Here is a 23,326-nt window from a genome sequence, read left to right on the forward strand (position 1 = left end):
CTGTTATACGTAGAAACTACGCAATTGGATTTTATAAATTATTACTGAGTATCAGGTACTTAGTTTGTACACTTTTCATGCTTAACTAATTTAGGAGAAATGTCATCTAAATAATTCATCCTCAAGCCACTTTATCGCCAATTCGAGGGATTGCTCATAACCTTGTGTAATTGACTTAGCTTTGATTTTCTTCGCTTTTCCGTAATCACTGTAAATAGCAACCAGTTGATTATCCATCGGTGGTGATACAGGATCACCCTCTAAGGCCAATGCCAAGATAGGAACACTGGTTTTACTGTTTGACAGCAAACCTTGCACCTTCAGTGACCACGCCATCAATTGCCCAGAAAGACTATTGATATCGACCGCCCCTTTACCAAGACGCGAAGCCAACACATCCAAATGCATCTTAGGCATCTGCTTAAGTTTGTCGGCATGAACAAAGATATCGTGAATTGGCGCGCCTAAAGAGATACATGCTTTTATCTTATGTTGCTCAAGGAAAGATAATCTGACCATCGCATTGCCGCCAAAGCGGAAGCCAAATAAACCCACTTTGTGGTGATCCACCCATGGAATGTTAGGTAGCTCATTCAGCACAGCTTGGTGAAGACAAGACGAGTCTTCTGTCAAAGGCCAATGCGCACTGTGCCCTATCGATGGCATGTCTACCGTTAACATAGCAATGTTCTTAGGTGCTAAATAATCCCTAAACAAGCGCCACATATCAGTTTGTAAGCTATCGAGACCCGCGCTGACAATCACAACTGGTTGTGGTTTGTCTGTTTTAGTTAGATGCAAGTTCGCTTTGATCTTCTTGTTTTGGTACGGAATATCAATCTGTTTGACGATCAACTTGGTGTGCTTAATCGCTTCAGAATAGGCTGCGTTGGCCAACACTTGAGCCTGAGCTGCCAAATTGTCGTTCTTGAGATGTGGGTAACCCGCAATACTGAAACACAACGATGCTGAAAACAGCTCTTCAGCCATCTCTTCACCGTTCTTTTCATTAGAACGATTCTGATGTTGCATACCCAGCTTGGTCCATTCGTATGCCCAATTACCACTTCGGTAACCCATAACCGTATCAAGCCACTCATCGGTTGTACGAGAGTTATCTGATGACGCGATGCGAGCCAATACCGCTTCTTGCTCTATTGGATTAACGCCTTGCCATACCCACTGAAGACGTCTTAGGTTTCGGTACCATGATGAGTTTTGCTGTTCACGCTTCTCATCCAATAACTCTTCAGAGCTTGGCATGTATTGTGTCAACATTGAGGTCTCTTTCGCCTGCTTGTGCTTTACAAACAAAGTTTCCGAAAGGTTCGAGCTCGTTTCTTCTGGTTCAGACATTGGGATACTTAATAAGAAATGGTTGTCACTAATCATATAAAAAAAAATGACCCTATAAAGGGTCATTTCTCAAAAAACTAAGTTTACGCTTATTTTGACTTGCGATTTACTGGCTCAACGTAGCTTAGGCTAGTATCCCAAGGTTGCTCAATCCATGTGTCTTGAGCGATATCAACAATGTACTCGTCTAGCAAATCAGCGCCAGATGGTTTTGCACATACAGCGATCAGTTTCGCTTTAGGGTACATTTCGCGAAGCTTACGTGCAGTGTCACCACTATCAACCAAGTCTTCAACGATTAGGAAGCCTTCGCCGTCACCTTCAGGTGCTTTAACTACTGTCATATCACGTTGGTGATCGTGGTCGTAGCTAGAAATACAAATCGTATCTACGTGACGAATACCTAGTTCACGAGCCAAGATTGCACCAGGAACCAAACCACCACGGCTTACTGCCCAGATGCCTTTCCACTGCTCTGCTGGCATTTGCTTTTCAGCAAGTTGACGGCAGTAAGTCTGCATGTTGTCCCAAGTGATAACGAATTTGTTGCTCATAGTATAAAACCTAATAATTTTGTCATGTTATTAGAGGCTATCTCAAACATAGCCTCTTCAGCGATTAAGCAGAAATCTAGACGATTAAGCGAAAATGTATTTAAGAATAAAGATAGCCGACATTACCCACACAGCAGGTGAAACGTCGCGACCTTTACCACTTAGCAGCTTAATTGCAGCGTAAGCGATGAAACCTAGTGAGATACCCTCAGCGATAGAGTACGTCAGCGGCATAAGCAGACATGTTACCACGACTGGTGCTGCTTCCGTAAGATCACGCCAATCAATGCCAACTAGGCCAGACATCATCAGAATTGCTACATAGAAAAGTGCACCTGATGTTGCGTAAGCCGGAATCATACCTGCAAGTGGCGAGAAGAAAAGAGCCAGTAGGAATAAGATACCAACAACAACCGCTGTTAGACCTGTACGGCCGCCTTCAGCGACACCCGCAACACTCTCAACATAAGAAGTAGTATTTGATGTACCTAGCAGTGCACCAATAGATGTTGCTGTAGAGTCAGCAAGCAGTGCTTTGTTCAAGCGAGGTAGTTTGCCGTCTTCTTTGATTAGGTTTGCTTTCGTTGCAACACCAACCAGAGTACCAGCTGTATCGAACAAATCGACGAACAAGAATGCGAATACCACTGAAATCATACCGATTTCAAATACAGCAGAGAAATCAAGCTGCATGAATGTAGGAGCAAGGCTTGGTGGTGTAGACATGATGCCGCCGTATTGAACGTCACCAATAATAATACCAAGAGCCGTGATTGCTAGGATTGCAATCATTACTGCGCCTTTCACACCACGGTGAACAAGAGCAATCGTAAGGAAGAAGCCTAATGAACCAAGGATAGGAGCAATCGCAGTAATGTCGCCCAGTGAAACTTTAGTTGCTGGGTTAGAAACAACGATGCCTGCATTGCTAAGAGCAATAAACGCTAGGAAAAGACCGATACCTGCAGAGATACCAACACGCAGAGACATAGGGATCGAGTTGATAATCCATTCACGGATCTTAAAGATACTTAAGAAAATGAAGATTACACCTGATACGAAAACCGCTGCCAGAGCAACTTGCCACGTATAACCCATACCCATAACAACTGCGTAGGTAAAGAAGGCGTTCAAACCCATACCTGGTGCTTGAGCGATTGGGTAGTTAGCAACAAAGCCCATGATGAAACAGCCAATAGCAGCCGCTAAACAGGTTGCTACAAATACAGCGCCATGGTCCATACCAGCATCAGCTAGAATCATTGGGTTTACAAAAATGATGTAAGCCATTGTTAGGAAGGTTGTTAGACCTGCGATGATTTCAGTGCGCACATTGGTGCCATTTTCACTGAGTTTGAATAGCTTTTCGAACATTATCGAATCCTATAAGGGTAAAAAGTAAACGGTTGCGTAATCGATTGGCTGTGGATTATAAAGTTATCAAATAACAAATTCCAGATAGAATTAAGGCTCTAATCGATATTTATCAGAATGCCGTATGAAACAAAGCGATTAAAAACGCAGTAATCACCAAGAAATAATCATAATAAACAGTTAATTAAGCCCATTAAGCACAATGAAAAATCTTGGTTACTTTTTCGACCATCTGTTATTTTGATAAAGAATCTAACCATTAAATTCTGAATTCAAACCCACAAGAGTTTTGTATTTTTCAACAGGATCAGTAATAAGGCGCAAATTGATATTTTGGCGTTTAAAAAACAACCACGCAGAGCAGCAGGAAAAGAGACGAGATAAAGCGGTTTGGAAAAGTAGCAGGCAAAAAAAACGCCACTCAAAACTGAGTGGCGGTAGAATCTGTCAACCAAAAGGGCTGTAAAAGAATTCCAATATATAGGGGTGAACAAAACTGTTCGAGTTACATGCTTACGGTATTAGTAACCAAAGCTTGTAGGGTATGCAAAGTTGCTAGTGTAAACAGAGCTGTTAAGCCAGAACATTGCAGATGGTAAACCTTTCATAACTATCACCTTAATAAATCAATAAAAAACAAATTTGATTTCTCGGTTCCTTGGAGGCGATAAAACGGACTCATCCTTTGAGCATTTACTCTTCGTCTCAGAAGTTGGTTATTAATATACCCCAAAGAAAAAAGATTACAAGTATTTTTTGCTACACATCACACTTTTGGCTACTTATGGTTATTTTGCAAACTTATTTTCGTAATTAAATTACAAAAAAGAATTAAACAAACGTTTGCCCGTGTCATTTATAAGCATCAAAGCGCTTAATCATGATCAGATGGACAAGATCGCTTTCAAAATTTGAGCTATTTGAGGTTTAGAACCGCTACTCGTCAAAACACTCTAGTGGTATGCTGTTGCCATCAAAACAGACCCATATTTTAGATTTTTGTTCTAAGTTTTCACCTATAAAAACCCTAAATATATGGTTATCAAATAAAAAAGGAGTCATCCGTGTCTGAATTCCATTCTGAGATCAGTAAATTATCCCCTGCCCCTATTTGGCAGTTCTTCGATAAGATTTGCTCAATCCCACACCCTTCAAAGCATGAAGAAGAGCTTGCTCAATACATTATTGCTTGGGCAACAGAGCAAGGCCTAGATGTACGTCGTGACCCAACGGGCAACGTATTCATCAAGAAGCCAGCAACGCCGGGTATGGAAAACAAAAAAGGTGTGGTGCTACAAGCTCACATCGATATGGTTCCACAAAAGAACGAAGACACCGTTCATGACTTCGCTAAAGATCCAATCCAACCATACATCGATGGTGAGTGGGTTACAGCAAAAGGGACAACGCTTGGCGCTGATAACGGCATGGGCATGGCTTCTTGCCTAGCGGTTCTTGCTTCAAACGAAATCCAGCACGGCCCTATCGAAGTTCTACTAACAGTAGATGAAGAAGCAGGCATGACTGGTGCTTTCGGTCTTGAAGCGGGTTGGTTAGAAGGCGATATCCTTCTTAACACCGATTCAGAGCAAGAAGGCGAAGTGTACATGGGTTGTGCTGGCGGTATCGACGGCGCAATGACATTTGAAGTTGCACGCAATGCAATTCCTGCTGATTTCGTAACACGCAAGCTAACGTTGAAAGGCCTTAAAGGCGGTCACTCTGGTTGTGATATCCACACAGGCCGTGCAAACGCAAACAAACTGCTCGCTCGCTTCCTAGCGGGTCACGCGAAAGAGCTAGACCTACGCATCGTCGAATTCAAAGGCGGTAGCCTACGTAATGCGATCCCTCGTGAAGGTTTCGTAACGGTTGCAGTACCTGCTGCAAACCAAGAGAAACTGGCTTCTCTATACAACTACTACACAGAGCTTCTTTCAACTGAGCTAGGTAAAGTAGAAGACAGCATTGTTACTTTCAACGAAGAAGCTTCGGTTGAAATGGGCGCTCTTGCAGCAGCTGACCAAGCTCGCTTTATCGCTGCACTAAACGCTGCGCCAAACGGCGTGATTCGTATGAGCGACGAGATTGAAGGTGTTGTTGAAACATCTCTAAACGTTGGCGTTATCACAACAGAAGAGAACTCAATCACTGTACTTTGCCTGATTCGCTCTTTGATCGATTCTGGCCGTAGCCAAGTTGAAAGCATGCTGAATTCTGTTGCTGAACTAGCAGGCGCGAGCATCGAGTTTTCTGGCGCTTACCCAGGTTGGAAGCCAGACGCAGATTCAGAAATCATGCACATCTTCCGCGACATGTACGAAGGTATCTACGGTCACAAGCCAAACATCATGGTTATCCATGCTGGTCTTGAGTGTGGTCTATTCAAAGAACCTTACCCGAATATGGATATGGTTTCTTTCGGCCCAACGATCAAGTTCCCGCACTCTCCTGATGAGAAAGTGAAGATCGACACCGTTGAGCTATTCTGGAACCAAATGGTTGCACTGCTTGAAGCAATCCCAGAAAAAGCATAATTCGATAAGCTATGTTTGTTCAATGAACCGTGCTTTTCAATAAATAGTACTTTTCAGTAAATGCCGTTTATTCGAGACAAAATAAAACAGGTACTCATTGAGTACCTGTTTTTGTATCTAATTTTTGTAATAAGCAAAAAAATTAAGCGCGTGAAGCTGCGTAGTTCTCTAGCTCATCAATTGAAGTTTGTGCAACCACTTCGCCATCGATGAAGTACGTTACCATCTCACCATCACGAACACCGATTAGTGTCGCTCGCTCACCAGATTGGTAAGTGATATCCATTTGGATTGTATTTTCATCAATCTGCTGCATCTGACCTTTTTCGATCATATTTACATTAGTGATTGGGCCTACCGGTGCTTCTGTTAGAGACGGATCTAGCTGATGGTTAATATCAAGGTAAGTATCAACCTTAGTATCAAAGATGTGCGGAGCACCCGTTAGTGGGTTGCTACCTGTCCAGAACTCTAGTGAGTTGAATACTAGGTAATCCGCTGCAACCGTTAGACCGTACGCAGGTGCCAACAGTAAGTTCAAACCGCCACGAGCGTAACGGTTATCAACCGCTTTAAGGTTGAACTTCATTAGGTAACCCGTTACTGCGTTGCTACCAACACAGCCAGACAAAGCAACAGATACCACTGCTAGTGCTACAACTTTTGAAATTGTTTTTTTCATTTTGATCTCGATATTTGAATTTGGCCGCCAAAAAATGGCGGTGGATAATACCAACGAACCAAATGACAAATATCAGCGCTAAATCAATGTATTGTCAGAAAATTCACAATTTGAAACACCCTTCAATTAACCAAATAAAAAACTGAAACCAATTCACAAGCCCCTTCATAAAAAATTTTTGTCGTCACCGTAAAGCGATTGATTCGTACTAAAAATCAACGATTGATACATTCCGTGTTAACGAATTATCACCATGTTAAGAACAACCTAAATGGCAAGACTAAAACCTAATCAACCATTCGAATTACTTGGTTATACTGTTCAGCCAGGACAACGAATGGAGATTGAACTGCAAGCGGCTCAGCTTTACACGCACTCTCCACTTTCGATCCCGATTGAAATTATTCACGGTCGCCAAGCAGGCCCAACACTGATGGTAAATGCGGCGATCCACGGCGATGAGCTAAACGGTGTTGAGATTGCTCGACAACTGACGAATGCTATCGATCCAAAAAAACTGAAAGGTACCTTGATTGTTGTGCCTATCGTTAACGTGTTCGGCTTTATCCATAAGTCTCGTTACCTACCAGACCGTCGCGACCTAAACCGTTGCTTCCCAGGTAGTGAGAAAGGATCGCTAACATCACGTATCGCTTACACTTTCTTCGAGAACGTGGCAAAGCACTGTGATTACATCTTGGATCTACACACGGGCGCGATTCACCGCACCAACCTGCCTCAGATTCGTGCAAACCTATCAAATCCAGAAACAATGCGCATCGCGAAAGCATTCGCAACACCAGTGATCATCGATTCACCACTGCGTGACGGTTCACTGCGTAGCGAAGCAGAAAAACTGGGGATTCCTGTATTAACTTACGAAGGTGGTGAAGCGCTGCGTTTTGATCATCTAGCGATTCGTGCGGGTTATCTTGGTGTGCATCAAGTGATGAAAGAAATCGGCATGCTGCGCCCTAACCGCAAAAAGTTGCCAGAGCCTGTGTTGAGTAAATCCACCAGCTGGACCCGCGCGGAATCAGACGGTATTTTGCGTAACATGGTAAGACTTGGCGAACAAGTTGAAGCAGGACAAACCCTTGCTTACATCAGTTCTCCATTAGGTCACCAAGAGGGCCAAGTGATCACAACCAAAGGCGGTATCGTGATTGGTCAACAAACTCTACCTTTGGTAAACGAAGGTGATGCTGTGTTCCATATTGCTTACTTTAAGCAAGACGATGAAGAAGTAGGACAATCAGTAGAAAGCTACATTGAAGAAGTAGCAGAAGACGATTGGCTAACTGCGCTGAATAACTAATCAGGCAATGCTTAAAAGTTTAAGAGCTCGACGTTAAAAGCGAGAAGCCAAACCGTGCTCTTAAACACAATAAAACAGAACTCCACAAACTAAAAAGCCCCAATATACTTTTAACTAGAAAGAGAAAAGTTATATCGGGGCTTTTTTTACAAATCCCTTATCTTAAAATTAAGGGATCTATAAATTAATCATGCACTGAATTACTCAGCGTCTTCTTGCTCTTCTGCACGAGCTTTAGCGCGCGCTTCACGTGCTTGCTCAGCTTTAAGCTCTTTAGTGTGACGTAGTTCGTCACGCTCTTTACGCTGCTCTGATTTACGCTCGTTACGTTCAGCTTGGTTAGCGATGAAAGATGCTAGCTCTTTCTCTGCCCACTCTTGTGCTAGAGCTTCAGTTTCGAAACCAGACTCACGCTTAGATACTGTAGTGCTGCGAGACGTTACTTGACGAGTAATCTCTGCACACCAACCGTTGCGTTTTTCTGTAAGGCGGATATCAAATTTTTTGTTCTTAGACATGTTCTATTTTTTCCTAAGGGAGATCATTAAGGGATCGGTCAACTTTGATAACTCCATCTAAGTGAGCATCTTTTAACACCATCCCTTGGTAAGCGCGGTATTAGAGCACAAATCAATGAATATTGCTGCAAATATTTGCAGCGGATCACACTCCAATGCTGCAAATCGTTTGCGCTTGATTTCTGTTAGTTCATAACTTCCAATTCATCATCAATTTCTGCCCTGTTTTATCGACAACAATGAAATGAACTATGCTCAAACAGAGATAAATGAAAGAGATACCTGCTTGCTCAGGTTTATAGACTCTACTGCCTCACCTACTCCGCCCATAATTAAAATAGCTAAGGAGTTGCTATGGATAGCTTCATCAAACATTTACCGAAGGTTGAGCTGCACTTACACATAGAAGGTACATTAGAACCAGAGCTGATGTTCGAGCTCGCCAAGCGTAATAACGTGTCGATTCCCTTTGAGACCCCTGAACAAATACGAGAGGCGTACCAGTTCCACAATCTTCAATCCTTTCTCGATATCTACTATCAAGGTGCTAACGTACTGATTCATGAGCAAGATTTCTACGATCTGACGTGGGCTTATCTGTTGAAGTGCCAGCAAGATAATGTGGTTCACACTGAGATATTCTTCGACCCTCAAACCCACACTGAACGTGGCATCGCCTTTGACACGATTGTAGGCGGCATTACCCAAGCACTAGAGCAAGCCACACAGGAACTCGGGATCAGCAGCCAACTTATCATGTGTTTCCTGCGTCATCTCGATGAAGGCAGCGCGTTCGAGACACTCAAACAGGCCTTACCTTACAAAGACAAAATCATTGCGGTTGGGCTAGATTCATCAGAACAAGGCAACCCGCCAGAGAAGTTTAAACATGTATTCCGAGAAGCGATCAACCAAGGATTTCTGACTGTCGCGCACGCCGGAGAAGAAGGCCCTGCGCAAAATATTATCGACGCTCTGAGCTTGCTAAGCATTACCCGAATTGATCATGGCGTTCGCTGTATAGAAGATGAAGAACTGATGGAGCAGCTAATAGCCAAACGCACACCGCTGACGGTCTGCCCACTCTCGAATACTAAGCTCAAGGTCTTCGACACCATGCAAGAGCACAACATCGTCGAGCTGTTGAGAAAAGGGCTGTGCGTCACCATCAATTCCGATGATCCCGCTTACTTCGGCGGCTATATGAATGATAACTTCCTCGCCGTCGCCAATGCTCACCCAGTGACGAAAAACGAATTAGCGCAATTCAGTATTAATGCCATCGAAGCCAGTTTCATCTCGCCTCACGCCAAAGAAGATCTCATTACACAGGTACGCCAATACCTTGTTGCAAATACTTAATGAGTTATGAAGATCAAAAAGGGAAGCTCAGAGCTTCCCTTTCAGTATGGGTAGATAACCAATTAGCTTAGCCCGGGTGACCATCCACTCTTGGTGTTAATAGCATCATGCCGAACTTCCAGATAAATAGCCCAAATGCTAACGTCCATAAACCCGCACTGATGTTGACTATCTCAAATAAGTACGCCGGGAAAAAGGTCACACCTAGACTACGTACTAGCGCCGCGATAAAAATAGCCGAGAACGCCAAAGCCATACTTGGCCCTTTATAGATAGCACGACCGGTGTGCCCCATCGTCACGCGTGTAATCATCGCAAGAATTAACCCACTCAGACCACCAATCGCAAACAAGTGCAGCATATTGTGGCTCGCGAACGGGTTGTCCAACAGACCACGTAGCAGCAAGCTTAGAGGGATACATAGGTAAGCCGCATGCAGCGACCACACCAAAGGCTCAGACAAAGTTGTCCAAGGCTTCCAGCGGATAAAGCGTACCAATTGGGTTACACCTGCAAATACCATCAACTCATTGCCGACTTGAGCAAAGGTCAATGGGAAGAAACTCAACACAAATAAACCAACCAAAGGTAGATTCGCTAGCCATTCCAACCAAACTAAGGGTTGAGCTTTTTCAAAATCAAAACGACGCGCCGTGAAGAATGGAATAACTCGCCCACCCATTACAGACAGCAACAACGTAAACCACCACAACATCGCTTGCCATACCGCTGATGAAGGAAATGGAGGCATCCCCTTAATGGTCGCGTAACTAGCAAAGTTCGCCACGATAGCCAATATAAACAGTGGTACAAAGAACAGGTTCTTCCAGCCTTTCGACTTCACGACACGAAAACCAATTTCGTAGGCGGCGAAGATTAAGAACAACGCCTCAACCGACGAGATCAACCATAACGGAGCAGGTGTCCAAAACAGAATGCGAGGTGCGATCCATAAGCCAACAAGGGCAGCTAACCGATAGTGCTTGGTTCCGTTGACACCCGTCCACGTTTGTACCGCCGTTAACACAAAACCGACCACTATCGCCATTGAGAAACCAAACAGCATTTCGTGTACGTGCCACCAAAGCGCCGGTACTTTTAGCATTTCTGGCTGACCGTTTTGGAACATGATGACCCAAGCCACAATCGCGATCACAGCATAGAGACTGCCTAAAAAGAAGAAAGGTCTAAACCCCAAACGAAGATAAGCAGGAATTGCATCTTCTACACTTTTATCTGTGATATTTAACAAACTCGTTCCTCATTTCAGATAACAAGCCAAGTGTGGCTTCTGGGAATTGCTATTTAATAGTCAAATTCGTGATGCAGTAATTTCTACTGCCATATTACTTTCAACAATGCACGAAACGCGCCAAACAGAGAAACCTTTTAAAAACAACAATCAACGCACTTTTTCAAGTCAAAAGCGAGTCAATTAAACACAATCAAAAGAGTCAATTTAACTCGCAAGTGTATAAAAATAAAAACGGCTGACTTTTGATGAAACGACACATATAGTAAGACTAGACTTAAATGGAACAACTCAGACAAGGAATGCGATGTATATTTTTGGTTATGGTAGCTTAATCAACTCATCTTCACGCCAGCTTACCGGTCAGACTGGGCAAGCGATCCCTGCGATTGTTCATGGCTTAATTCGCCATTGGAGCAAGATCGATGACAGTTATGTTTTATCACCTTTGATCGTCAATCTCGGCAAGGGACAGGTGAATGGTGTGTTGCTTGAGGTGGATGATATTGCACTGGCTGAGTTTGATCGCCGTGAGCGAGGTTATCATCGAATCGAATTAAAGGCCTCTCAGATAGAAAGCCAAAATGAGTTCAAACAGGATCAATCGATCTGGGTTTACATCAAAGACGAGATTGAGGCTCCTTGCGAAAACAGCCCTATCGTTCAAACCTATGTCGACACGGTATTGGCAGGATGTTTAGAGGTGTCTGAAAGCTTTGCGGCGCACTTTGTTAAACACACACAAGGTTGGCATCACCCATTAGAAAATGATCGCCACCAGCCTAAATACGGCAATCTTGCTGGGGTTTCCGATCACCACCACAGTGTAATTGATGGCTTGATACTGACTGTACGAAGCTAGCTTATGTACCTTGTTAATGAATATACATAGCGAGTTAATTTAGGTTGGTGAACACATTAGATCACCAACCTAAAGAGAGCTTAAACGACACGAATACCTGCTGGCATCGCACGTTCAGGTGTCAGTAATACACTTTCAGATTCATCTTCCGTTTCGGCACATAACAACATGCACTCAGAAGTGTGGCCTCTCATCTTCGCCTTCGCTAGATTGCACAAAACAACAACCTGCTTGCCCATTAACTCTTCTTCTGTGTAATAAGGTACTAAACTGGTCACCGTTTGTAGCGTTTTGTCACCCACATCCACTTGCACGATGTAAAGCTTGTCCGCATTTTCATGACGCACAACCTCGATGATCTTACCGACACGCATTTCTAACTTAGCAAAGTCACCATAAGAGACAGTATCCATTTCTCACTTCCTATATTGATTTATTTTCACCCATTAAATCATTTACTAAAATTAAGTAAAATGTAAATGTTTACACTAGCATTAAGCCTAATAATTACAAGCGGTAAAGATCTCATTACTGGAAGTAAAATGAGAGTTTCGTTGCCTTACTATCATTGTCGGTGTTAAATAGATGCAGCAATGTATAGAGGTTAAAAATGGCAACAATTAAAGATGTAGCAAAGGAAGCTGGTGTTTCTGTTGCAACCGTATCTCGAGTGATCAACAAGTCTCCCAAGGCGAGTGCAAGCTCGGTAGAGTCTGTAACTAAAGCGATGTCTAAACTCGGCTATCGCCCGAATGCCAATGCTCGCGCTCTGGTAAGCCAAAGCACAAACACTGTTGGTGTATTGGTCGGTGACATCTCCGATCCCTTTTTTGGCACGCTAGTTAAGGCTGTCGATAATGTCGCTCGTGAGAACGGAAAACATATCCTTGTCGGTAATGGCTCACACGATCGTGAAGAAGAGAGACAAGCGATTGAGTTACTGATTAACAGCCGTTGCGATGCTTTGGTGATCCACTCAAAAGGCCTGACAGACGAAGAACTGATTGCCTATGCAAAAGAAGTCAAAGGCTTAGTGCTGATCAACCGTTATATTGCAGAGATTGCCAACCGTTGTATTTTCTTGGACAACAAAAAAGGCGCGTATCTTGCGACTGAATATCTGATCCGCCATGGTCATCAGAATATTGCCTGTATCGCCTCATCGCATAGCATTGAAGATGCCGATGAACGTATCCAAGGTTACTTAGCGGCACTCTCAGATTACAAAATTGCGCTCTCTGACAGCTATATTGAATACTCAGCACCCACCAGTGACGGTGGCGAATACGCCATGACTAACCTTTTGACTAAATCACTGCCAATCACCGGTATTGTGGCATACAACGATTACATGGCAGCAGGTGCTTTATCTGTCCTTGATGAAAACGGTATTCAAGCGCCGGACGAAATGTCGATCATCGGCTTCGATGATGGCTTGATTGCCCGCTATGTTCATCCAAAGCTAACCACCATTCGCTACCCAATTCAGATGATGGCAGAGAAAGCGACACGACTCGCGTTGCACCTAGCCAAAGGTGAAAACACCTCAACTGAGCCAATGATGTTCTCTCCGACTTTGGTACGCCGTAATTCGGTAGAGAAAGTCTAAGCTCTAGTCTACTCACCAAGCAATAAACAAAAAAAAGCCCTAACAGAATCGCTTCTGTTAGGGCTTTCCTACCTTACTCGGATACTCAACAATCGCGCTTAATAAACCGCACTCTTGTTGAGCGCCACTTTTGCTCATCCCCCAAGAACAACGCGATAATTCACATCGTCCTATTCACAAGCAAAAGACATTGGCGTAACCGTTTTGAACTAGAGCGTACTAGTTTGAAGAATCCCCCGAAAATTCAAACTGGTAACAGGTACTGTAGTTATATTCTTGTTCAGGCTTGAGAATACAACTGTCCTGCTTCCACTCTGGGTGGTTAGGAGAGTCAGGTAAGAACTGAGTTTCTAGCGCCAAACCAGCGTAGTCTTCATAGCTACCACCACTTCGGTTTGGTGTGCCACCAAGCCAGTTTCCGGTGTATAGCTGCATCGCAGGTTTGGTTGAAAATACTTTTAGTGTGACGAGCGCATCTGGTGAGGTTACGGTAGCGGCACATTGAGTGCGCTTGCAGCCGTCAGCCAATAAGAAAGAGTGGTCGTAACCCTTTGCTGCTTTCTGCTGTTCATCACCCAACAAACGCTCTGAGATCATCATAGGCTGATTGAAGTCGAAGCTGGTCGATTTCACCGATTTAAGGTTACCTAATGGAATACCCACCGAATTGGTCGGTAAGAATTGATTGGCGTTGATGCTGACAATGTGTGACAAACAATCGTGTCCGGCTTCTGCGCCAAGTAGATTGAAGTAAGCATGATTCGTTAGATTAACCACGGTTGGCTTATCGGTGGTTGCAGAGTAATTAATGGAAACTCGATTGTCTTCGGTGATGTCATAACGCACCGACACATTCAAATTCCCCGGAAATCCTTGGTCGCCATCAGCAGACTCAAGAGTAAACACCACTGACGTTTCGGTTTTCTCGGTAATATTCCAACGACGTTTATCAAAACCGTTCGGACCACCATGCAAGGTATTGCCCGCTTGGTTGGTTTCCAGCTTGTAGTTCTGACCATCAATTTTAAAGCGACCATTGGCAATGCGGTTAGCATAACGGCCAACGGTTGTGCCCATATAGCTGGCTTGCTTCTCGAAATTATCCATTGAGTTAACACCCAATAGCACTTCTCTTCTATTTCCTTTTACTGGCAAGATACAGCTCAACCACGTTGCGCCAATATCCATGAATGTCACTTCCATGCCGTGTACATTCGACAGCGTGACAAGCTGAGCAGGTTGGCCATCATAGGCTGCAGTTTCTGTCATGGATTGATGCAGGTTCTGCGCTTGTGTCATTCTAAATTCCTTCTACTGCCAGTAAAAAGCCTCTACGTTTGAGGTAAAGGCTTTAGTATTTGGCCTACCATGATCTTTTTACTTGGTAAGCTCTATATTAAGTCTCGAAGCAGTTAGATTACTTCAATTAGGCTGGCGCCGTCTTTCGCTTGGCACACATAAATAGATTCTTTTAGACCCGTCGCCGCTTGATATTTCTGCTCCACAGTTGTTTTAATTTCATCAACCAATGCAGGTGGAACCAAAGCCACAATACAACCACCGAAACCACCGCCCGTCATACGCACACCGCCTTGCTCACCGATCACTTCTTTGACCATATCTACCAGCGTATCAATCTCTTTCACTGTGATTTCAAAGTCATCACGCATTGATGCATGCGATTCTGCCATCAGTTCACCCATACGCTTCATGTCGTGAGTACGCAGAGCTTGAGCCGCTTCAACGGTACGGTCATTTTCAGTAATCACGTGACGAGCACGCTTAGCAACCATCTCGTCCAACTCAGATTCTTTCGCTTTGAACTGTTCAATGGTCACATCACGAAGTGCCGGAACACCAAAGATGCGCGCCGCTTCTTCACATTGTTCACGACGCGTGTTGTATTCGCTGTCGACTAAGCCGCGTTTCTTGTTTGAGTTGATGATAACCACAGCCATATCTTCTGGCATTGAAACCGCTTGAGTCTCTAGGCTACGACAGTCCAAAAGCATTGCGTGATTTGCGCGACCTTCTGCAGAGATCATCTGGTCCATAATGCCGCAGTTACAGCCTACAAATTCGTTTTCAGCTTGCTGACCATTAAGCGCCACTTCGGCTTGGCTGATCTCTAGGTTGTAAAGCACCTTGAATGTTTGACCAATCACCACTTCCAGTGCCGCAGAAGAACTTAAGCCAGCACCTTGAGGCACGTTGCCCGTTACAGAGATATCTGCACCTGTAAATTCAAAACCGCGACCTTTTAAGCACTTCACCACACCACGAATGTAATTAGCCCACATCTTGTCTTGTTGAAATGTGATCTCTTGAGTTAGGTCGAATTCATCCACAGCATTGCCGTAGTCCACCGACACTACGCGCACGATGTTGTCGTCACGTTTAGCCGCTGCGACTACCGTCTGGTAGTTAATGGCACACGGTAGAACAAAACCATCGTTGTAGTCAGTGTGTTCACCGATCAGGTTCACACGACCTGGTGCTTGGATAATATGAGTCGCTTGGTAGCCAAGGACTTGCTCAAAAGATGCTTTCACGTTTTGGATTAGGTCAGACATAAGTAAACTCTCTGGTTAAACTCTTTGTTCAATTGGTTATGGCCCCTTCACGGCACCACTTTAATTCTTTTAGATTTCCCTATCTCGTTCATCTCTCACAATAGGGAATGACAACATCGACTCCTAAGTAACGAAGCAACCAAGCTTCTCACCTGCCGTCATTCCAGAATCGAGGGACGAGATATCAGGAATCTCGCTCGTTATCTACGAAGCAACGTATTACTGCTCTTTATAGTGAACGTCACTCAAATCACGAAGACGTTGCGCTGCTTGTTCTGCGGTTAAATCACGCTGAGATTCTGCCAGCATTTCATAGCCAACCATGAACTTACGAACCGAAGCACTGCGTAACAGTGGCGGGTAGAACAAGGCATGCAACTGCCAATGATCGATATCCGTACCTTCTTCAAAGAATGGCGCATAGTGCCAGCCCATCGAGTATGGGAATGAACATTGGAATAGGTTGTCGTAGCGACTCGTTAGCTTCTTAATCGCAAGTGCCAAGTCATCACGTTGTTCGTCAGTCAGTTCACTCATGCGGCGAATGTGTGTTTTTGGCAGCAACATGGTTTCGAATGGCCACGCAGCCCAGTAAGGAACCACAGCAACCCAATGTTCGGTTTCAACGACAGTGCGTGAGCCGTCTTTCATTTCAGCTTCAACGTAATCCACTAATAGGTTTGAACCTTGTTGCTCAAAGTATTCTTTTAGAAGCTTTTCTTTACGTTCAATCTCGTTTGGCAGAAAGCTGTTCGCCCAAATTTGACCGTGTGGATGAGGCTGAGAGCAGCCCATGGTCTCGCCTTTGTTTTCAAACGCTTGAACCCATAGGTAGTCTTTACCTAGCTCTTCAATCTGTTCATTCCATGTATCAATCACACCGCGAATCTTGTTTACTGGTAACTCTGGCAGCGTTTTGCTGTGGTCCGGAGAGAAACAGATCACGCGGCTCAACCCACGTACACCTTGAGTCTTGAATAGAGGGTTATCAGACTCTGGAGCGTCAGGCGAATCAGGCATCAAGGCCGCGAAATCATTACTGAATACATAAGTGCCGTCGTAATTTGGGTTTTCATCGCCCGAGATACGCGTATTGGTTGGGCACAAGAAACACTCTTTCTCGTACTCAGGAAGTTGCTCGGTCGATGGCTTTTCATCTTGGCCACTCCAAGGACGCTTTGCGCGGTGCGGTGATACTAAGATCCACTGACCTGTTAATGGGTTATAACGACGATGCGGGTGATCTACTGGGTTAAATTCAACTTTTGACATGTTTAGATTGCTCTCAAATTTTGTGTCTTGGTCAATTCACCAAGATGAATAATTCTTCTACAAGGAGATTCCCTATCACGCTCGTTCCTCGCTGTAGGGAATGACGTTCAGAAATCGTAGTTTTAAAATTCGTCATTCCAGAATCGAGGTACGAGATATCTGGAATCTCTCTGTTCTCATCTCTTATCTCTGCCTTCCCCAAAGAAATTAGAGATGCAGCTAAGCAGCTTCAATTACACAGGCTAGTAGCCGTTCGGGTTATTCGACTGCCAATTCCATGTATCCGCTGTCATCTCCATCACGCTACGCGTCACCTTCCAACCAAGTTCGCGCTCCGCTTTTTCTGTGCTTGCCCAACATTCGGCAATGTCACCTGCGCGACGTGGGCAAAGTTCATAAGGAACCGGTTTGCCTGATGCTTGTGCGAAGGCTTCAACCATCTCGAGTACACTTGAGCCTTTGCCAGTACCTAGATTGTAAATGTGTAAGCCCGCTTTCTCGCCAACCACTTTTAGTGCGGCGACATGGCCATCCGCTAAATCCATTACATGAATATAGTCACGAACGCCTGTACCATCGACTGTTGGGTAATCGTTTCCAAAAACAGCCAGTTTTTCACGGCGACCTACGGCTACTTGAGCTATGAACGGCATTAAATTATTTGGGATACCTTGTGGGTCTTCACCCATAATGCCCGATGGATGTGCGCCGACTGGATTGAAGTAACGTAGCAAAGTCACGCTCCAATCGTTCTCCGCGTTGAACAGATCGCTTAAGCACTCTTCAACCATATATTTGCTGCGACCATAAGGGTTAGTTGTCGCGCCTGTTGGTGAAGTTTCAGTAATCGGCACTACTTCAGGGTCACCGTAAACGGTAGCCGAAGAACTAAATACGATGCTTTTTACGCCCGCTTTCTTCATACTTCGAGCTAACACCAATGAACCATTGACGTTGTTATCGTAGTATTCCAAAGGCTTAGCCACCGACTCCCCTACCGCTTTCAGGCCAGCAAAGTGAATCACGGCTTGGATATCGTTTTCTGAAAACACGCTATCTAGAAAAGATTGGTCACGAATGTCGCCAAGATAAAACGTTGGTCGCTTGCCAGTTAACGATTCGATTCGTTCCAGCACTAGCTCTTTGCTGTTGCAAAGGTTATCAACAATGATTGGCTCCATACCTGCCTGTATCATTTGAATGCATGTATGACTTCCGATGTAACCCATGCCGCCCGTAACCAGTACTTTCACAATCAACCTCTCTTTATCGTCATTCGTGGGCTAGCTCAAACTGACATTCAGCTCAATAGCACCGTATGCCAGAAATAGTAGCAGCCATTTTGACTATAATTCTGTGATCAAAACCACGAAGTGTAAACGTTTACACTAACTTTCATCATTGGTACTGAACATGGCATAGAGATAACGTATAGCTGTTAACTTCTAATTCATTGAATTTTAATAAGATAATTATAGATAGTCAGATTTGAGACATCACAGATGAGTTGAGCATTTATTTTACTAAAAGTTAATGCAATGACTTCCAGTTTGATTACAATAGGTCTGTAGAATAAAGAGGTGCATTGCTTTTTTACTAAATACCAATTTCAAAGCAGCGCAATGTTCCAATAACAGGAAGTGAGTATGGCAACGTTAAAAGATATCGCGACTGAAGCGAATGTATCATTGGCTACAGTTTCAAGGGTTCTCAATGAAGATCCAACATTAAGCGTCAAGGAAGAGACCAAAAGGCGTATCTTTGAAATTGCAGAGAAGTTGGAATACAAAACCAGCAGCTCACGAAAAACCGTTAGTAGTAAAAAACAAAACCATCACTTCCTAGCCCTGTATAACTACAAGCAAGAAGCTGAGGTTAACGACCCTTACTACCTATCGATTCGCCATGGGATTGAAACCCAATGCGAAAAGATGGAAATCAAGCTAACCAACTGTTATGAAAGTAAAATACAAATCAACTCAGCGCCGATAACAGGTGTTTTATTGGTGGGTCGAATGACACCAGAGGTTATCGAGCAAGCTAAAAAGCTGAGCGATAATATTTGTTATGTCGATTTTACCGATCACTCAGAACCTTATGACTCTGTCGATATCGACCTGGCTTTGATCAGCAAAGAGATCACCAACTTCTTTATCAACCAAGGCTATGAGCGCATCGGCTTTATTGGTGGCCAAGACGACGTCAACACCCCTGATATTCGTGAAGTCGCTTTTGCTGAATATGGTGGCCTAAAAAATGTTGTCAGTGAGCAAGACATCTACCGTGGTGACTTCTCTAGCTCATCAGGTTACAAGCTTGCAAAACAGATGCTCGCGACGGGCGACTACCCTAAAGCCATGTTTATTGCGTCAGATTCCATCGCAATTGGCGTTTTACGAGCAGTTCATGAGCACGGATTAAACATTCCTGAAGATATTGCGCTGATCAGTGTAAACGACATCCCAACAGCTAAATTTACCTTCCCATCTTTATCGACTGTTCGTATTCACTCTGAACTGATGGGAATTCAAGGCGTTAACCTGCTGATTGAGAAAGTACGCGACGGCCGAACCATCCCATTACGCGTCTATGTACCAAGCAAACTCAAGCTACGCGATACAACAAAATAATTAAATATATCAAGTAGATAAATTAAGGCTACCTTTGTTGAAGGTGGCCTTTTTTGTGCCCATCACATGCATCAATCGACACATATCCCCCTCTTTAACCTGCTGCATAAAACAGCCAATAGCATTCTTTTAAGCGGATCACACAGCACCGCAAAAAGACCATAAAAAACGTGATGAAGTTAAAGTAAAACGTTTTCACCAATTTCATTCAGTAAAACTTTTACTAATAATTACCTCAGTCCAAAAATACTCGTATTCACTACGACCCAATTACGCATAAGAACGTCGGTCAGCAAACTGCATTTAGACCGAGAGAGAGGCAACGTGAACAACTGGGAAAACTTCCTGAACTTACATGAGAACCGTATGGCACCGCGTGCATACTTCTTCTCATACGCATCAGAAAAAAATGCAAAAACGTTTCAGCGTGAACTGAGCAGCCACTTCCAACTATTGAGTGGCCAATGGAATTTCAGCTACTTCACCAATCCGCTATTGGTTCCTGAAGAGTTTTATTCTCAGGAAATGAGCGACTGGGGCAACATCACGGTTCCAAACATGTGGCAAATGGAAGGCCACGGCGATCTTCAATACACAGATGAAGGTTTCCCATTCCCAATTGATGTGCCTTTCGTACCATCAGACAACCCAACCGGCGCATACCAACGCTCTTTCTTCCTTGGCGAAAGCTGGGACGAAAAACAAACCATCATCAAATTTGATGGCGTTGAAACTTACTTCGAAGTTTACGTAAACGGCGAATATGTAGGTTTCAGCAAAGGTAGCCGCCTAACCGCTGAGTTCGATATCTCTAGCCAGGTAACAGCAGGCAATAACCTACTTTCTATTCGTGTGATGCAGTGGGCCGATTCAACCTACATTGAAGACCAAGACATGTGGTGGACGGGCGGTATCTTCCGTGACGTTTACCTCGTAGGTAAAGAACAGCTGCACATTCAAGATGTTACCATTCGCACTGATTTCGACGACGCTTACCAAAGCGCTACCCTGTCGTGCAAACTGGAACTAGAAAACCTAGCAGCAGCGGCAAACGCAACCCTTGAGTACGCATTGCTTGATGGCAGCCAAGTTATCTCGCAAGGCTCACTAGATAACTTAAATGTCGATGGCAATGCGAATACTCAATTCTCTATCGATGTGGTGAACCCAGTTCAATGGAATGCTGAAAACCCGTACCTTTACCAACTGCTGCTTACGTTGAAAGACGCTGACGGAAAAGTGTTGGAAGTGATCCCACAACGCGTTGGTTTCCGTGACATTAAAGTTCGTGATGGTCTGTTCTACATCAACAACAAATACGTGATGCTGCATGGTGTGAACCGCCACGACAACGACCACCTAAAAGGTCGTGCTGTTGGCATGGATCGCGTAGAAAAAGACTTAGTGTTGATGAAGCAACACAACATCAACTCTGTACGTACAGCGCACTACCCGAACGACCCACGCTTCTACGAACTGTGTGATATCTACGGCCTGTTCGTGATGGGCGAAACCGATGTTGAAACACACGGTTTTGCTAACGTTGGCGACTTAAGCCGCATCACTAACGATGCAGCATGGGAAGCGGTGTTTGTTGAGCGTATCGAACGTCATATTCACGCTCAAAAGAACCACCCTTCTATCATCATGTGGTCACTGGGTAACGAGTCTGGTTACGGCTGCAACATCCGTTCTATGTACGATGCAGCTAAAGCGATTGATGACACACGTCTGGTTCACTATGAAGAAGACCGTGATGCTGAGGTAGTAGACATCATTTCAACCATGTACTCGCGCGCTCAATTGATGAATGCCTTCGGTGAATTCCCACACGAAAAACCACGCATCATCTGTGAATACGCACACGCAATGGGTAACGGCCCGGGCGGTTTAACCGAGTACCAAAACGTGTTCTACAAGCATGATGCGATTCAAGGTCACTATGTTTGGGAATGGTGTGACCACGGCATTCTAGCGCGTGATGAAGCAGGCACAGAGTTCTACAAATACGGCGGTGACTACGGTGACTACCCGAACAACTACAACTTCTGCATGGACGGTTTGATCTACCCGGACCAAACGCCAGGCCCAGGCTTGAAAGAGTACAAGCAAGTGATTGCCCCAGTGAAGCTTCGCGATTTCGATGCACAAACGGGCACCTTCACGGTAGACAACAAGCTTTGGTTCTCAAACATCGATGACTACACCATCACTGCGGAAATCCGCGCTGAGGGTGAAACCATTGCCGTACAACACATCAAGGTTGAAGAACTGGCTGAGAACTCTAGCCGTGAACTAACGCTTAACTTGCCACAGCTTGATGCGCGCGAAGTGTTTGTCAACTTTACGGTGCGCAAAGATTCTCGTACTTCATACAGCGAGGCGAACCACGACATCGCGGTTTACCAGTTCCAAGTAAAAGAGAACACAGAACAACTTGAAGCCTTCACTAACAACAATGCGACGGCACTGAATGTTGAAGAATCTCGCTTAGCTTACCTAATCAAAGGCCACAACTTTGCTCTGAATTTCTCAAAAGTGAACGGCAAGCTGACGTCATGGTTAGTGAATGGCGAGGAGCTGATTAAGTCTGAGCCTAAGCTGAACTTCTTCAAGCCAATGATCGATAACCATAAGCAAGAGCACGATGGTTACTGGGAACCTGCACACCTACAGATCATGCAGGAGCATTTCCGCACGCTGAATGTTGAACAGAACAACGGCAAGATAGAGATCACGACCACCAGCATCATTGCTCCACCGGTATTCGATTTCGGCATGCGCTGTAAATATCGCTACCAAATCAGTGCTGAAGGTCAGCTAAACGTTGAACTGAGCGGCGAGCGTTACGGTGATTACCCTCACGTGATTCCAGTGATTGGCTTCGATATGGGTATCAACGGTGACTTCGACCAAGTTCAATACTACGGCCGCGGCCCTGAAGAGAACTACCAAGACAGCAAGCAAGCCAACATGATTGATGTGTACCAATCAACCGTTGCAGATATGTTCGAGAACTATCCGTTCCCACAAAACAACGGCAACCGCCAACACGTTCGTTGGGCAGCGCTTTCAAGCCGCGCTGGCAATGGTATTGCTGTGAAACCGCAGCAGGAAATTAACTTCAGCGCATGGTTCTACACCAACCAAAACCTACATCAAGCGCAGCACACGATTGAGCTAGAGAAGAGCGGTTACATCACGCTAAATCTAGACCACCAAGTGATGGGCCTAGGTTCAAACTCTTGGGGCAGCGAAGTATTGGATTCTTACCGCGTGTACATGGATGAGTTCCGCTACGGCTTAACTCTGATTCCATTCCAAGCAGGCGATTGCGACGCACAACACCTAATCAATCACAACTTTGGTGATGAGTTCTTCACGGCGAATACGCCAACAACTCAACCACAACAGAACGAGGCATAAG

General features: G+C 44.5%; 18 protein-coding genes. 7 read left to right on the forward strand and 11 right to left on the reverse strand.

Annotated elements, in window-relative coordinates; genetic code table 11:
- Window positions 1–102: 102 nt before the first annotated feature.
- From frsA to CWO27_RS05650, 3 genes are all read right to left on the reverse strand, one after another.
- On the reverse strand, window positions 103–1,356 hold the full coding sequence (frsA, locus tag CWO27_RS05640; RefSeq protein WP_102432647.1) for an esterase FrsA: 1,254 nt from the start codon (window positions 1,354–1,356) through the stop codon (window positions 103–105).
- Between the two features lie 89 nt (window positions 1,357–1,445).
- Window positions 1,446–1,910 (reverse strand): oxytetracycline resistance phosphoribosyltransferase domain-containing protein Tet(34), encoded by a 465-nt coding sequence (gene tet(34) / locus CWO27_RS05645; RefSeq protein WP_009847475.1) that lies wholly within the window; start codon window positions 1,908–1,910, stop codon window positions 1,446–1,448.
- 84 nt (window positions 1,911–1,994) lie between these two features.
- Window positions 1,995–3,284 carry an NCS2 family permease gene (locus CWO27_RS05650; RefSeq protein ID WP_017633422.1) on the reverse strand — a complete coding sequence of 430 codons (1,290 nt, stop codon included), beginning with the start codon at window positions 3,282–3,284 and terminating at the stop codon, window positions 1,995–1,997.
- A 1,064-nt stretch (window positions 3,285–4,348) separates the two neighbouring features.
- Between CWO27_RS05650 and CWO27_RS05655 the strand changes: the two genes are divergently transcribed.
- The gene (locus tag CWO27_RS05655; RefSeq protein WP_107898686.1) at window positions 4,349–5,821 is read left to right on the forward strand and encodes an aminoacyl-histidine dipeptidase; all 1,473 of its coding nucleotides are present in this window, start codon (window positions 4,349–4,351) and stop codon (window positions 5,819–5,821) included.
- A 142-nt stretch (window positions 5,822–5,963) separates the two neighbouring features.
- Here CWO27_RS05655 and CWO27_RS05660 read toward each other — a convergent pair whose 3' ends face one another.
- Window positions 5,964–6,503 (reverse strand): DUF3332 family protein, encoded by a 540-nt coding sequence (locus CWO27_RS05660; protein WP_048664552.1) that lies wholly within the window; start codon window positions 6,501–6,503, stop codon window positions 5,964–5,966.
- Window positions 6,504–6,774: 271 nt separating this feature from the next.
- Between CWO27_RS05660 and CWO27_RS05665 the strand changes: the two genes are divergently transcribed.
- On the forward strand, window positions 6,775–7,821 hold the full coding sequence (locus tag CWO27_RS05665) for a succinylglutamate desuccinylase/aspartoacylase family protein (protein WP_107898687.1): 1,047 nt from the start codon (window positions 6,775–6,777) through the stop codon (window positions 7,819–7,821).
- A 200-nt stretch (window positions 7,822–8,021) separates the two neighbouring features.
- On the opposite strand, the gene CWO27_RS05670 is transcribed toward CWO27_RS05665, so the two are convergent.
- Complete coding sequence (locus CWO27_RS05670) at window positions 8,022–8,339, reverse strand: DUF3622 domain-containing protein (RefSeq protein ID WP_017056240.1); 318 nt, start codon at window positions 8,337–8,339, stop codon at window positions 8,022–8,024.
- 354 nt (window positions 8,340–8,693) lie between these two features.
- Here CWO27_RS05670 and CWO27_RS05675 point away from each other — a divergent pair, with 354 nt between their 5' ends.
- The gene (locus tag CWO27_RS05675; RefSeq protein WP_107898688.1) at window positions 8,694–9,701 is read left to right on the forward strand and encodes an adenosine deaminase; all 1,008 of its coding nucleotides are present in this window, start codon (window positions 8,694–8,696) and stop codon (window positions 9,699–9,701) included.
- Between the two features lie 67 nt (window positions 9,702–9,768).
- Here CWO27_RS05675 and CWO27_RS05680 read toward each other — a convergent pair whose 3' ends face one another.
- Window positions 9,769–10,953 (reverse strand): NnrS family protein, encoded by a 1,185-nt coding sequence (locus CWO27_RS05680; RefSeq protein WP_102432650.1) that lies wholly within the window; start codon window positions 10,951–10,953, stop codon window positions 9,769–9,771.
- Window positions 10,954–11,260: 307 nt separating this feature from the next.
- Between CWO27_RS05680 and CWO27_RS05685 the strand changes: the two genes are divergently transcribed.
- Window positions 11,261–11,815 carry a gamma-glutamylcyclotransferase family protein gene (locus CWO27_RS05685; protein ID WP_048668908.1) on the forward strand — a complete coding sequence of 185 codons (555 nt, stop codon included), beginning with the start codon at window positions 11,261–11,263 and terminating at the stop codon, window positions 11,813–11,815.
- 80 nt (window positions 11,816–11,895) lie between these two features.
- Here the strand turns inward: CWO27_RS05685 and CWO27_RS05690 are convergent, their stop codons facing one another.
- Entirely contained in the window at window positions 11,896–12,228 is a 333-nt protein-coding gene (locus CWO27_RS05690; protein WP_017060796.1) for a tRNA-binding protein, read from the reverse strand.
- Between the two features lie 197 nt (window positions 12,229–12,425).
- Between CWO27_RS05690 and CWO27_RS05695 the strand changes: the two genes are divergently transcribed.
- A complete protein-coding gene (locus CWO27_RS05695; protein WP_048658114.1) occupies window positions 12,426–13,424 on the forward strand; it encodes a substrate-binding domain-containing protein in 999 nt (332 codons plus the stop codon).
- A 219-nt stretch (window positions 13,425–13,643) separates the two neighbouring features.
- On the opposite strand, the gene galM is transcribed toward CWO27_RS05695, so the two are convergent.
- From galM to galE, 4 genes are all read right to left on the reverse strand, one after another.
- A complete protein-coding gene (galM, locus tag CWO27_RS05700; protein ID WP_048658115.1) occupies window positions 13,644–14,723 on the reverse strand; it encodes a galactose-1-epimerase in 1,080 nt (359 codons plus the stop codon).
- 113 nt (window positions 14,724–14,836) lie between these two features.
- Window positions 14,837–15,997 carry a galactokinase gene (galK, locus tag CWO27_RS05705; RefSeq protein WP_102478737.1) on the reverse strand — a complete coding sequence of 387 codons (1,161 nt, stop codon included), beginning with the start codon at window positions 15,995–15,997 and terminating at the stop codon, window positions 14,837–14,839.
- A 219-nt stretch (window positions 15,998–16,216) separates the two neighbouring features.
- Window positions 16,217–17,269, reverse strand: coding sequence for a UDP-glucose--hexose-1-phosphate uridylyltransferase (locus CWO27_RS05710; RefSeq protein WP_102432652.1), 1,053 nt, complete (start codon window positions 17,267–17,269; stop codon window positions 16,217–16,219).
- A 242-nt stretch (window positions 17,270–17,511) separates the two neighbouring features.
- Window positions 17,512–18,522, reverse strand: coding sequence for a UDP-glucose 4-epimerase GalE (galE, locus tag CWO27_RS05715; protein ID WP_107898689.1), 1,011 nt, complete (start codon window positions 18,520–18,522; stop codon window positions 17,512–17,514).
- Between the two features lie 393 nt (window positions 18,523–18,915).
- Here galE and ebgR point away from each other — a divergent pair, with 393 nt between their 5' ends.
- Both ebgR and ebgA read left to right on the forward strand, forming a co-directional pair.
- On the forward strand, window positions 18,916–19,899 hold the full coding sequence (ebgR, locus tag CWO27_RS05720; protein ID WP_017066024.1) for a transcriptional regulator EbgR: 984 nt from the start codon (window positions 18,916–18,918) through the stop codon (window positions 19,897–19,899).
- Window positions 19,900–20,223: 324 nt separating this feature from the next.
- Entirely contained in the window at window positions 20,224–23,325 is a 3,102-nt protein-coding gene (gene ebgA / locus CWO27_RS05725) for a beta-galactosidase subunit alpha (protein ID WP_107898690.1), read from the forward strand.
- The last annotated feature ends 1 nt before the right edge of the window (window position 23,326 follow it).

Source organism: Vibrio sp. 10N.286.51.C3, assembly GCF_003050065.1.
GTDB lineage: Bacteria > Pseudomonadota > Gammaproteobacteria > Enterobacterales > Vibrionaceae > Vibrio > Vibrio crassostreae.

What these genes read in the sequence shown, in the direction of transcription:
- frsA (WP_102432647.1), bottom strand. Translation starts at nt 1,356, where the DNA reads ATGTCTGAACCAGAAGAAACGAGCTCGAACCTTTCGGAAACTTTGTTT.
- CWO27_RS05650 (WP_017633422.1), bottom strand. Translation starts at nt 3,284, where the DNA reads ATGTTCGAAAAGCTATTCAAACTCAGTGAAAATGGCACCAATGTGCGC.
- CWO27_RS05660 (WP_048664552.1), bottom strand. Translation starts at nt 6,503, where the DNA reads ATGAAAAAAACAATTTCAAAAGTTGTAGCACTAGCAGTGGTATCTGTT.
- CWO27_RS05665 (WP_107898687.1), top strand. Translation starts at nt 6,775, where the DNA reads ATGGCAAGACTAAAACCTAATCAACCATTCGAATTACTTGGTTATACT.
- CWO27_RS05670 (WP_017056240.1), bottom strand. Translation starts at nt 8,339, where the DNA reads ATGTCTAAGAACAAAAAATTTGATATCCGCCTTACAGAAAAACGCAAC.
- CWO27_RS05675 (WP_107898688.1), top strand. Translation starts at nt 8,694, where the DNA reads ATGGATAGCTTCATCAAACATTTACCGAAGGTTGAGCTGCACTTACAC.
- CWO27_RS05685 (WP_048668908.1), top strand. Translation starts at nt 11,261, where the DNA reads ATGTATATTTTTGGTTATGGTAGCTTAATCAACTCATCTTCACGCCAG.
- CWO27_RS05690 (WP_017060796.1), bottom strand. Translation starts at nt 12,228, where the DNA reads ATGGATACTGTCTCTTATGGTGACTTTGCTAAGTTAGAAATGCGTGTC.
- CWO27_RS05695 (WP_048658114.1), top strand. Translation starts at nt 12,426, where the DNA reads ATGGCAACAATTAAAGATGTAGCAAAGGAAGCTGGTGTTTCTGTTGCA.
- galM (WP_048658115.1), bottom strand. Translation starts at nt 14,723, where the DNA reads ATGACACAAGCGCAGAACCTGCATCAATCCATGACAGAAACTGCAGCC.
- galK (WP_102478737.1), bottom strand. Translation starts at nt 15,997, where the DNA reads ATGTCTGACCTAATCCAAAACGTGAAAGCATCTTTTGAGCAAGTCCTT.
- CWO27_RS05710 (WP_102432652.1), bottom strand. Translation starts at nt 17,269, where the DNA reads ATGTCAAAAGTTGAATTTAACCCAGTAGATCACCCGCATCGTCGTTAT.
- ebgR (WP_017066024.1), top strand. Translation starts at nt 18,916, where the DNA reads ATGGCAACGTTAAAAGATATCGCGACTGAAGCGAATGTATCATTGGCT.